This window comes from Amycolatopsis sp. NPDC054798 (assembly GCF_053611505.1).
On the sequence record NZ_JBSHAM010000073.1, the window covers coordinates 1 to 10,908 of the forward strand.

The 10,908-nt window shown below is 67.7% G+C and carries 11 protein-coding genes; 4 read left to right on the forward strand and 7 right to left on the reverse strand.

Features of this window, described 5'->3' with window-relative positions:
• Positions 1 to 99: 99 nt before the first annotated feature.
• From paaE to paaZ, 6 genes are read right to left on the reverse strand one after another with little or no spacing between them, the layout of a single operon-like run.
• Positions 100 to 1,176 (reverse strand): 1,2-phenylacetyl-CoA epoxidase subunit PaaE, encoded by a 1,077-nt coding sequence (gene paaE / locus ACWGIC_RS33400; protein WP_452079900.1) that lies wholly within the window; start codon positions 1,174 to 1,176, stop codon positions 100 to 102.
• Positions 1,177 to 1,665, reverse strand: a complete 489-nt coding sequence (gene paaD, locus ACWGIC_RS33405) for a 1,2-phenylacetyl-CoA epoxidase subunit PaaD (RefSeq protein ID WP_452079901.1) — start codon at positions 1,663 to 1,665, stop codon at positions 1,177 to 1,179.
• The gene (gene paaC / locus ACWGIC_RS33410; protein WP_452079902.1) at positions 1,659 to 2,516 is read right to left on the reverse strand and encodes a 1,2-phenylacetyl-CoA epoxidase subunit PaaC; all 858 of its coding nucleotides are present in this window, start codon (positions 2,514 to 2,516) and stop codon (positions 1,659 to 1,661) included. The genes paaD and paaC overlap by 7 nt, the downstream gene beginning before the upstream one ends.
• 8 nt (positions 2,517 to 2,524) lie before the next feature.
• Positions 2,525 to 2,809, reverse strand: coding sequence for a 1,2-phenylacetyl-CoA epoxidase subunit PaaB (paaB, locus tag ACWGIC_RS33415; protein WP_009073848.1), 285 nt, complete (start codon positions 2,807 to 2,809; stop codon positions 2,525 to 2,527).
• Entirely contained in the window at positions 2,806 to 3,747 is a 942-nt protein-coding gene (gene paaA / locus ACWGIC_RS33420) for a 1,2-phenylacetyl-CoA epoxidase subunit PaaA (RefSeq protein ID WP_452079903.1), read from the reverse strand. The genes paaB and paaA overlap by 4 nt, the downstream gene beginning before the upstream one ends.
• On the reverse strand, positions 3,744 to 5,771 hold the full coding sequence (gene paaZ, locus ACWGIC_RS33425) for a phenylacetic acid degradation bifunctional protein PaaZ (RefSeq protein ID WP_452079904.1): 2,028 nt from the start codon (positions 5,769 to 5,771) through the stop codon (positions 3,744 to 3,746). Before paaZ ends, paaA begins: the two co-directional genes overlap by 4 nt.
• A 200-nt stretch (positions 5,772 to 5,971) precedes the next feature.
• Between paaZ and paaI the strand changes: the two genes are divergently transcribed.
• Genes paaI through ACWGIC_RS33445 form a run of 4 tightly spaced genes read left to right on the forward strand, consistent with a single transcriptional unit; the run spans position 5,972 to position 9,854 of the window.
• Positions 5,972 to 6,367 carry a hydroxyphenylacetyl-CoA thioesterase PaaI gene (gene paaI, locus ACWGIC_RS33430; RefSeq protein ID WP_452079934.1) on the forward strand — a complete coding sequence of 132 codons (396 nt, stop codon included), beginning with the start codon at positions 5,972 to 5,974 and terminating at the stop codon, positions 6,365 to 6,367.
• Positions 6,364 to 7,653: a phenylacetate--CoA ligase PaaK gene (paaK, locus tag ACWGIC_RS33435; RefSeq protein WP_452079905.1), complete on the forward strand. Its 1,290-nt coding sequence runs from the start codon at positions 6,364 to 6,366 to the stop codon at positions 7,651 to 7,653. Before paaI ends, paaK begins: the two co-directional genes overlap by 4 nt.
• Positions 7,650 to 8,240, forward strand: coding sequence for a TetR family transcriptional regulator (locus ACWGIC_RS33440; protein WP_452079906.1), 591 nt, complete (start codon positions 7,650 to 7,652; stop codon positions 8,238 to 8,240). Before paaK ends, ACWGIC_RS33440 begins: the two co-directional genes overlap by 4 nt.
• Before the next feature lie 39 nt (positions 8,241 to 8,279).
• Complete coding sequence (locus ACWGIC_RS33445) at positions 8,280 to 9,854, forward strand: SMI1/KNR4 family protein (protein WP_452079907.1); 1,575 nt, start codon at positions 8,280 to 8,282, stop codon at positions 9,852 to 9,854.
• Here the strand turns inward: ACWGIC_RS33445 and ACWGIC_RS33450 are convergent.
• Complete coding sequence (locus tag ACWGIC_RS33450) at positions 9,824 to 10,873, reverse strand: Lrp/AsnC ligand binding domain-containing protein (RefSeq protein WP_452079908.1); 1,050 nt, start codon at positions 10,871 to 10,873, stop codon at positions 9,824 to 9,826. The two genes, ACWGIC_RS33445 and ACWGIC_RS33450, sit on opposite strands and share 31 nt — an antisense overlap.
• Between the last annotated feature and the right edge of the window lie 35 nt (positions 10,874 to 10,908).

Below are 10,908 nucleotides of genomic sequence, written 5' to 3' on the forward strand. Positions count from 1 at the left end.
CGCGGGTATTCTTGTCATTGAATATTTCCCGCCTTGACAAGCACCCCCGCGCCGTCGTCACAATCAGCTTCGGGGTGCCCCGCTCAACAAAGTCACCCCTCAAGCATCAAAATCCACCGTCACCCGCTCCGAAACCGGATGCGACTGACACGTCAGCACAAACCCAGCCTCCACCTCGGACTTCTCCAACGCGAAGTTCCGCCGCATATCCACCGCCCCCTCCGTCACCCGGGCTCGGCAAGTCCCGCAAACCCCGCCCTTGCACGCGAACGGCAGATCCGGCCGGAACCGCTGCGCCCCGTCCAGCACCGAGGATTCCCGGGGCAAGCTCATCGTCGTAGACCGCCCGTCCAGCACCAGCGTGACCTCCGACGAAGCACCGGCCACCGCGGGGTCGACATGCTTCACCGGTTCCGGCGGCACATCGTCCACATAGAACAGTTCCTGATGAATCCGCTCTCCGGGAACCCCCAGCGCCGCAAGCAGATCCTGCGCCGAGGTCACCATCCCGAACGGACCGCACAACCAGAAATGGTCCACCTCGTCCACCGGCACGATCGACCCGAACAACGCCTTCAGCTTGTCCGCGTCCAACCGCCCGGTGAACAACTCCGCCTCACGCGGCTCCCGGGACAGAACGTGCACCAACTCCAGCCGAGCCGGATACCGGTCCTTCAAATCAGCCAGCTCGTCCGCGAACATCACCGTGTCCGTACGCCGGTTCCCGTAAAGAACAGTCACCGAAGCATCCGGAGTAGCCAGCAACGAAGCCGCGATCGACAACACCGGTGTGATCCCGGAACCCGCGGCGATCAACACATGGTGGCCGCCCGCGGAAAGATCGGGAGTAAACGACCCCGTCGGCGCGGAAACCTCGACCGTGTCTCCCGGACGAACCTCATTGACCAGCCACGTCGAGAACACGCCGTCCGGCACCAGCCGCACCCCGACCCGCGGCCGCTCCCCCGCCGCGGCACAGATCGAATACGACCGCCGCTCGTCCCGGCCGTCCACCATCCGGCGCAAGGTGAGCGACTGTCCAGGAGCGAACGCGTAAGCCGACGCCAGCTCGTCCGGCACGTCGAACGTAACGGCCACAGCGTCGTCGCAGAGCCGCTCGACCTCGGCCACCCGCAACGGATGGAACCCGGCACGGCGGGAAACGGTGGCAGTCACTCAAATCTCCTTGACGTGTTCGAACGGTTCCCAGCAGGACCGGCACCGCCGCAACGCTTTGCATGCAGTCGCACTGAACCGAGACTGCTCCTCGGTATCCAAAGACCCGCAACGCGGACAGGCCACTCGACGCACCGAAGGCCCCAGTGTCAACGGAATCGGCCCCGACCGACGCGGCGCGGAACCCGGCGGAGCAATCCCAGCTTCGGCGAGTTTGCGACGACCGTCCTCACTGATCCAGTCCGAAGTCCAAGCCGGTTCGAGCACCGTACGGATATCGATCTCGGCGTACCCCGCGCCCCGCAGCGCGTGCTCCAGGTCGTCCCGCATAGTGTCCATAGCCGGGCAACCGGTGTAGGTCGGCGTAATAGAAACCGTAACCCGACCATCCTCTTCGGACACTTCGCGCAGCACACCCAGATCCGCGAGCGTCAACATCGGCAGCTCGGGATCAGTGACCGTAGAGGCCACGGCCAGCGCGGTCACCACGACGCCCCAGGCATCGCCCGAGCCACACTCTGCATCTCGGCCAGAAGGAAACCCATCTGCTCGGTATGCACCCCGTCGCGGCCAGTCCGGCCGGAAACCCCAGCGATAGCCCCGATCTCCGGTCGCTCCAAAGTGGCCGCCGCCAACGCTTGATCCACGATCGCGTCGAACTCCGGCCGCACCGAAGCAGCGTCCAGCAGTTCAGCCGGATGAGTCGCGAACAACTCCTCGACATACGGCCACACCGCGGCCAGCCCCTCGGCCATCCGATCGTGCGACAACGGCGTCCCGTCACCCAGCCGAACCAGCCACTGCGCGGCGTAATCCCGGTGATAGGCCAATTCCTTCACACCCTTGGCCGCGATCGCCGCCAGCACCGGGTCCACACTGGACTCCAGCTGCTGGAACAGCGCGAGCCGCCAGGTCGAGAACACGAACAGCTGCGCGATCAAATGCCCGAAGTGCCCGCCGCCCAGCTCAGCCAGCCGTACGTTCCGGAACTCGTTCTCGGCGCGCAAGAACGCGAACGTGTCCTCGGACCGGTCAGTGCCGTCGGCCTTGCCGGAACGGGCCAGCAGCAGCCGCGCCTGGCCGAGCAGGTCAAGGGCGATGTTCGCGATCGCGACCTCGTCCTCCAGTTCGGGCGCGTTGCTGACCCATTCCTGCAGCCGGTGCGAGAAGATCAGCGCGTCGTCGCCCAGCATCAGGCAGTACGCGGCCAGCTGCGCACCGTCCACTCCGGACGGAACCGAAGTGTCCACACCGGACAGCGGATCGGCGAACCCGGTGCCGAACGCCCACCGCGCGTCGTTGTCCTCGGTGATGGCTTCGTAGACGTTGTCAAAAGACATCCCAGACCTCACATGTGGGGAACGTTGTCGGGAATGTCGTAGAACGTCGGGTGCCGGTACACCTTGTCCCCGCTGGGCGCGAAGAACGGATCCTTCTCGTCCGGCGACGACGCGGTGATGTCCGAGGCACGCACGACCCAGATCGACACGCCCTCGTTGCGACGCGTGTAGAGATCGCGCGCGTGATGCAGCGCCATCTCGTCGTCCGCCGCGTGCAGCGAACCCACGTGCACGTGGTTCAAGCCGCGCTTCCCGCGGACGAAAACCTCGTACAGCGGCCAGTCGTGCTTCATGCCGAAACCTCTTTCTTGGCCGCGTGCGCCGCAGCGGCTTCTCGAACCCAGGCACCCTCGTCGTGCGCGCGCCGCCGGTGCGCGATCCGCTCGGCGTTGCACGGACCGTTGCCCTTGAGCACGTTCTTGAACTCGTCCCAGTCGACCGCGCCGAAGTCGTAATGCTCCCGCTCGGCGTTCCAGCGCAGCTCGGGGTCCGGGAAGGTCACGCCGAGCGCCTCGGCCTGCGGCACGGACATGTCGACAAAGCGCTGCCGCAGCTCGTCGTTGGTGTGCCGCTTGATCTTCCACGCCATCGACTGCGCGGTGTTCGGCGAATCCGCGTCCGGCGGGCCGAACATCATCAGCGACGGCCACCACCAGCGGTTCACCGCCTCCTGCACCATGTCCCGCTGCTGCTGGGTGCCCTTCATCATGGTCATCAGCAGCTCGTAGCCCTGCCGCTGGTGGAAGGACTCCTCCTTGCAGATCCGGATCATCGCCCGCGCGTACGGTCCGTAGGACGACCGGCACAGCGGCACCTGGTTGCAGATCGCCGCGCCGTCGACCAGCCAGCCGATCACGCCGACGTCGGCGAAGGTCAGCGTCGGGTAGTTGAAGATCGACGAATACTTCTGCCTGCCGGTGATGAGCTTGTCGGTGAGGTCCGCGCGGTCCGCGCCGAGCGTCGCCGCCGCGGAGTACAGGTACAGCCCGTGCCCGGCCTCGTCCTGCACCTTCGCGAGCAGGATCGCCTTGCGCCGCAACGACGGCGCGCGGGTGATCCAGTTGCCTTCCGGCTGCATGCCGATGATCTCCGAATGCGCGTGCTGCGCGATCTGGCGGATCATCGTCTTGCGGTAGCCCTCGGGAACCCAGTCTCGCGGCTCGATGCGCTGGTCCCGTTCGATGGTGTGCTCGAACAGGGCTTCCAGTTCAGGCTCTGCCACAGCGGTCACGGCTGCTCCTTCGAGACGAGGGTGAGCACGTCGTACTTCGCGACCGAGTCGCCGTCGGAGTTGGTGACGTCGGCGTCCCAGCGGACTTCGCCGTAGTCCTGGTCGATCCGCGGCGTGATCTGCTTGGCCGTCAAGGTGACCGTCAGCGCGTCGCCCTCCTTCACCGGCGTGAGGAAGCGCAGGTTCTCCAGGCCGTAGTTGGCCAGCACCGGGCCCGGCTCGGGGGACACGAACAAGCCCGCCGCGAACGAGACGACCAGGTAGCCGTGCGCCACGATGCCGCCGAACAGCGGGTTCGCCGCTGCCGCCGCCTCGTCGGTGTGCGCGTAGAAGGTGTCGCCGGTGAACTCGGCGAAGTGGTCGATGTCGGCACGCGTGACGGTACGCGGACCGGCCACCACGGTGTCGCCGATGTTCAGCTCCGCCAACGACTTCCGGAACGGGTGCTCGCCCTCGACGCGCGGACCGCCCTCGACCCACCGGCCGGTGACGGCGCCGAGCACCTTCGGGCTGCCCTGCACGGCGGTGCGCTGCATGTGGTGCAGTACGCCGCGAATACCGCCCATCTCCTCGCCGCCGCCCGCGCGACCCGGGCCGCCGTGCACCAGCTGCGGCATCGGCGAACCGTGCCCCGTGGACTCCTTCGCGTCTTCGCTGTCGAGCACGAGCAGCCGGCCGTGGTACGGCGCGACGCCCAGCACGATCTCGCGGGCGAACACCGGGTCGCCGGTCACTACCGAACCGGCCAGGCTGCCGCCGCCGCGCGCCGCGAACTCGATGACCTGCTTGACCGACGTGTAGGGCATCAGCGTGGACACCGGGCCGAACGCCTCGACCTCGTGCGGCTCCGCCCGCTCCGGGTCGGCCTTGAGCAGGATCGGCGAGATGAACGCGCCGGTCGCCTCGTCGCCGTCCACGACGTCGACGTGCTCCGGGTCGCCGAAGACGATACTGCCCGCGTCGAGCAGGGCCTTCAGCGAACGGCGTACCTCCTCGCGCTGCTCCAGGCTGGCCAGCGCGCCCATGCGGACGCCCTCTGCATTCGGGTTGCCGACCGTCACCTTGGCGAGCCGGGCGCTGACCGCTTCGGCGACGTCGTCCAGCATCTCGGCCGGGACGAACGCGCGACGGATCGCGGTGCACTTCTGCCCGGCCTTCACCGTCATCTCGGTGGTCAGCTGCTTGACGAACAGGTCGAACTCCGGCGTCGACGGCCGGGCGTCCGGGGCGAGGATCGAACAGTTCAGCGAGTCGGCCTCGGCGTTGAACCGCACCGAATTCCGCACGATCGCCGGGTGCGCGCGCAGCTTCTGCGCGGTCGACGCCGAACCGGTGAACGACACCAGGTCCTGCGCCGTGACGTGGTCGAGCAGATCGCCGACACTGCCCGCGACGAACTGCACCGTGCCCTCGGGCAAAATCCCCGACTCGACAATCAGCTCCACGAGCCGCGCGGTCAGATACGCGGTCTGGCTGGCCGGTTTGATCAAGCTCGGCACCCCGGCGAGGAACGCGGGCGCGAACTTCTCCAGCGGACCCCACACCGGGAAGTTGAAGGCGTTGATCTGGATCGCGACGCCCTGCAGCGGCGTGGCGATGTGCTGCGCGACGAACGTGCCGCCGCGGCTCAGCGGCTCCACTGCGCCCTCGACGTACACCGTGTCGTTCGGCAGCTCGCGCTTGCCTTTCGAGCCATAGCTGAACAGAACGCCGATGCCGCCGTCGATGTCGAACTTCGAGTCGCCGAGCGTCGCACCCGTGCGCGCCGACAGCGCGTACAGCTCTTCGCGGTGCTCACGCAGGTGCGCAGCGAGCGCCTTCAGCAGCGCAGCCCGCTGATGGAAGGTCAGCTTCCGCAACGCCGGACCGCCGACGCTGCGGCCGTACTCGAGCGCCGCGGCGAAGTCGATCCCCTCCGACGAAATCCGGGCCACTTCCTCCCCGGTCGCCGCGTCGTGCAGCGGGGCGCCCTCGCCCGGCGCCGTGTGCCATCCCCCGGAGACGTAGCTGCGGAGCAGAACCATGCCGACCCTCTCGCCGAATTACCAACCGGACGTTCAGTAATTCGCAGGATAGCCGTTCTCCCCGCTGATCGGAACCCCCGCATTGCTTGACACTGCCCGGGCCGCGGCCTTTACTGGGCTCCAGCCGGGATTACCGGCCATTCGGTCAGTAAGTCCCCGTCCCGGAAGGCTGTCTCGTGACCCGCAACGCCGCGCACGCCATGTTCGACACGGACGAGGCGTCCCGCTCCCTCGGCATCGAACTCGTCGAGGCGGCCGACGGCAGAGCGGTGGCCACGATGAAGGTCACCGAGACGATGGTCAACGGACACGACATCGCTCACGGCGGGTACGTGTTCCTGCTCGCCGACACCGCTTTCGCCCTCGCCTGCAACACGCACGGGCCGGTCACCGTCGCCTCGGGCGCGGAGATCTCGTTCGTCGCCGCCGGAAAACTGGGCGACCACCTCGTCGCGACGGCCACCGAGCGCACCCGCTACGGCCGCAACGGCATCTACGACGTCACCGTGCACCGGGAAACCCCCGGCGGGCCCGAGGTCGTCGCCGAATTCCGCGGCCGCAGCCGCGTCATCGAGAAAACCCGGGAAACACAGTGACTCCCCTGACTGCACACCTCGCCGAAAACCTCAGTGCCGACGAGCTGGCCTCGCTCCAACTGGAGCGGCTGCAGTGGACTCTGCGGCACGCGTACGAGAACGTCCCGCTATACCGCAAGAAGTTCGCCGAAGCGGGCGTGCACCCGGACGACTGCCGCGAGCTGGGCGATCTGGCGAAGTTCCCCTTCACCACCAAGGCCGACCTGCGCGAGAGCTACCCGTTCGGCATGTTCGCTGTGCCGCAGGACCAGATCCGCCGGCTGCACGCGTCCAGCGGCACCACCGGAAAGCCGACCGTCGTCGGCTACACCGAGGACGACCTGGACACCTGGGCCACGGTGATGGCGCGCTCGATCCACGCCGCGGGCGGACGGCCGGGGCACAAGGTGCACGTCGCCTACGGATACGGCCTGTTCACCGGCGGGCTCGGCGCGCATTACGGCGCGGAAAAGCTTGGCTGCACAGTCATTCCGGCGTCCGGCGGGATGACCGCCCGGCAGGTCCAGCTGATCACCGACTTCAAGCCGGAGATCATCATGATCACGCCGTCGTACATGCTGACGCTGCTCGACGAATTCGAGCGCCAGGGCGTGGATCCTCGGGCCAGTTCGCTGAAGGTCGGCATTTTCGGCGCGGAGCCGTGGACCGAGCAGATGCGCAGCGAGATCGAAGAACGCTTCGCGCTCGACGCGGTCGACATCTACGGCCTGTCCGAGGTGATGGGCCCCGGCGTCGCGCAGGAATGCGCGGAAACCAAGGACGGCCTGCACATCTGGGAGGACCATTTCTTCCCCGAGGTGATCGACCCGTTCACCGAGCAGGTGCTGCCCGAGGGCGAACGCGGCGAATTGCTGTTCACGTCGCTGACCAAACAGGCGCTGCCGATCATCCGCTACCGCACCCGCGACCTGACCCGCCTGCTGCCCGGCACCGCGCGCCCGGCCTTCCGCCGGATGGAGAAGGTCACCGGCCGCAGCGACGATCTGATCATTTTGCGCGGGGTCAACGTTTTCCCCACCCAGATCGAGGAAATCGTGCTGCGCACCGAGGGGTTGAGCCCGCACTTCCAGCTGGTCCGCTCGACCCGCGGCCGCCTGGACCACCTCACCGTGCGCGTCGAAGCCCGCGCGGACACGACTGCTGAAGCCCGGAATGCCGCCGCTGCCGTGGTGGCCGCCGGGGTGAAGGACGGCGTCGGCGTGAGCGTGTCGGTGGAGGTCGTGGACCCGGACACGCTGGAGCGTTCGCTCGGTAAAATGCGCCGCGTGCTGGACGAACGCTCGTGACCGCCCCCGCCCGCCGCGGCCGGCCTGGCTACGACCTGGAGTCTCTGCTCCAGGTCGCGGTCAAGCTTTTCAACGACCGCGGTTACGACGGGACCAGCATGGAGGACCTGTCGCGCAAGCTCGGCATCACGAAATCCGCGATCTACCACCACGTGCCGAGCAAAGAGGAATTGCTGCGGCTGGCGGTGGACCGGGCGCTGGACGGATTGTTCGAGGTCGCGGAATCGACGGAGGCGCTCGACGGGCGCGCGATCGACCGCTTGGAGCATCTGGTGCGCGGGAGTGTGCTGGTGCTGGCGGACCGGTTGCCGTTCGTGACGCTGCTGCTGCGGGTGCGGGGAAACACGAAGGCCGAGCGGGCGGCGTTGGCGCGGCGGCGCGAGTTCGACCATCTGGTGACGGATTTGGTCAAGCAGGCCGAGGCGGAGGGGGATGTCCGGCCGGACATCGACCCGGCGATCGCGGCGCGGTTGCTGTTCGGCACGGTGAACTCGCTGATCGAGTGGTACCGGCCGCGGCGGGGGGCGTCGGCGGAGGAACTGGCGGACGCGGTGTGCAAGATGGCGTTCGACGGGTTGCGTGCTTGACGACTCTGCTGCTGGGGGATTTCTCGCTAGGCTGGCTTCGTGGATCTGGGGGAGATCGGGCGGACGTTGGCAGAGCGGGTTCGCGACGCGGTCGGCGACCGCCGGTCGGACGCGGTGCTGCAGATCTCGTGGCGTGGCCGGGGAACACGGGCTGCGGGGTGGCTGGACGAGGGGCCGCTGGAGGACCCGAACCTGCACGTCAACACCTTCGGGGTGTTCCCGCCCGACTTGCCGCACGGAGTGTACGAAATGCGGCTCCTCCGGGACGGCAGTTACCGGTTCTCGTTCAGCTCCGACATCGAGCTGCTGATCGAGCGGGCCCGCTTCGTGTTCGACCCCGATTTCCGTTGCCCAGGGCACCCATTGCCCGGCATGCCGAGACCAGCGGGCATCGAGCCGACCGGGAAGCCGACCGATCCTGCGGTATTGCGGGAAGTCGGCGCTCTCGTCGAAGAGTTCGCCGAGCGATACACCGCGATCATGGGACACGCCCCCGATTGGGCTCCCGGAGCGAGCGAGGAGGAAATCTCCGCCGCCGAGGCCCGGATCGGGATTCGGCTGCCTGAAGACCTGCGTGCGCTTTTCCGCCTGATCGGCGAGGATTCCGGCGAGACCGGACTGCTCAGCTACTACGCGCACGATTCGCTGGAAAGGCTGGTCGAGGAGTACCACGACGTCCTGCCCGGCTCGTACACCGGGGTGCTCCACGAAAACCCGCTGGACGACACGAGTCCGGTGTTCGACGCCGAACCGCCGGGACGGCTCAAGCGCGTCTTCCGCAACGACTGGTGGGTGACCTTCGGCGGCAACCACGGCGGCGAGTATCTCGCCGTCGACCTCGACCCGGACGCCGCGGGCCGGTCAGGGCAAGTGCTCGCCTACGGCGAAATCTCCGAAACACCGCGGCTGGTCGGCACTTCAGTCACCGAGATGATCGAGGAGGTGTTGAAGGCGCTGCGCGCGGGCCGGTACACCCTGCACGAAGGCGATCAGCGGATCGAAGTCCACGCGCCCTTCGCCGATCTCCCGGTCAGAGACCCCGTCGAGAGCGTTCGCAACGGTGCCGCCCCGGCTGCAGCGATCAGCGGTATTGAGCATCCGGAACTGGTCCAGGCCTGCTATCTCCGCCACGACGGCGACCTCGACCTGACTGTGTTCGAGCCGCTCGGCTCGCTGCGCGATATCGGCGTGCGCGGCGCGAAAACCGTGACTCCCACCGTGACGAACCTGCCGCTCCTGGAATCCCTCACCATCGCCGCCGAACAGACCGACCTCAACGCCCTCGCCGGTCATCCGACCCTGTGGGATCTCACCCTGAGCGGCCTGACTCACCCCGTCGACCTCACCCCGCTGACCACCCTCCCGAACCTCATCCGGCTCACCATCTCCGGCCTAGACATCCCAGCGATCGACCAACTAACCCACCTACCCGCCCTCCGCATCCTCACCCTCGACGCCAGCCAGCTCACCCGCCTCCTGGACTCCGGCGCCCGCCTGCCCGGCCTGGCCTCCCTCACCATCACCGGCCGGGTCCTCCTCCCCGAAGCAGTCGAATTCCTCCGCCACCTCCGCGGCACCGACGTTCACCTCGAGGAGTTCACCGGCTCGCTGTAACCGTCCGGAGCGGGCATCGTCACCACAAACCCCGTACTCCGCCCCAAATCGTCCAGCAGCCACCCCATCCGCTTGACCGTCCGCAGGATCAGCGCCGAATCCACCACCGACAGCGGCGCCAGGTCCTGCTCCAGATGCTCCTGCATCCGCATCGTCTCCTCGATCGAGCGCATCCACGTAGTCACCAAGAGATTCGCCGGACCGGGCAAGCTCGCCATCTGCCGCACAGTCGGGTTGGCACGCAACCGATCCACGCACGTCGACACGTGCGCCACCGGCACCTGACACCACCAGTTGACGACGATCGGCGACGGCGTCAGCCCCTGCGCGATTTCGCAGCGGAACGTCAGCGCGTCGGCACCCAGCAGGTGTCCGAGCTGTCGGCGGACCGTCGACACCGGACGTCCGGTGATCCGCGCGAGGTCTGCGGCACTGCGCCGACCGTCCTCGCCCAAGGCGGCGGTCAGAGGGGCGTAAGGCTCCTTCCACGGCTGCAGCTTGGTCACCCGCCCACTGCCGACGGACGGTAGTTGCGACAGCGCCTGCACGCGCCGCCGATCGAGCGCGCCTACTCGCCACGAACTGCCCTCGACGTGCAGCCTCGACGCCAGGTGCGAGCGTGTGTTGAGCACCCCGGGCAGGCTGGGGATCGCGTCCAGCAGCAAGGCGGACAGGTCGCGCAGGCCGAGGCCGAAGACCGTCAGCACCAGGCTGTATTCGCGCGAAGCCTCCTCGATGCTGGCCACCGAAGGCCACGTCGACAGCTCCCGGATCAGCTCGCGCACCTGGCCGCTCGCGCAGCGGATTTCCACGTACGCGGCCTGCACCTGATGCAGCCCGGGCACGTGCGGATACGCCGTCACCCACGCCGCTCCCCCGTCGCGCAGCCGCTCCCAGCGCCGGGCCAGCGTCACCGGCGAGGAGTCGAGCGCGCCGGCCAGTTGCGTCCAGGTGGCGCGGGGGCGCAACTGCAACGCGTGGATGAGCGAAAAATCTTCCTCCTCCAGTAAGTCGAGCACTATTTCTTCTCCTGAGGCCGATCCGCGAGCGATTC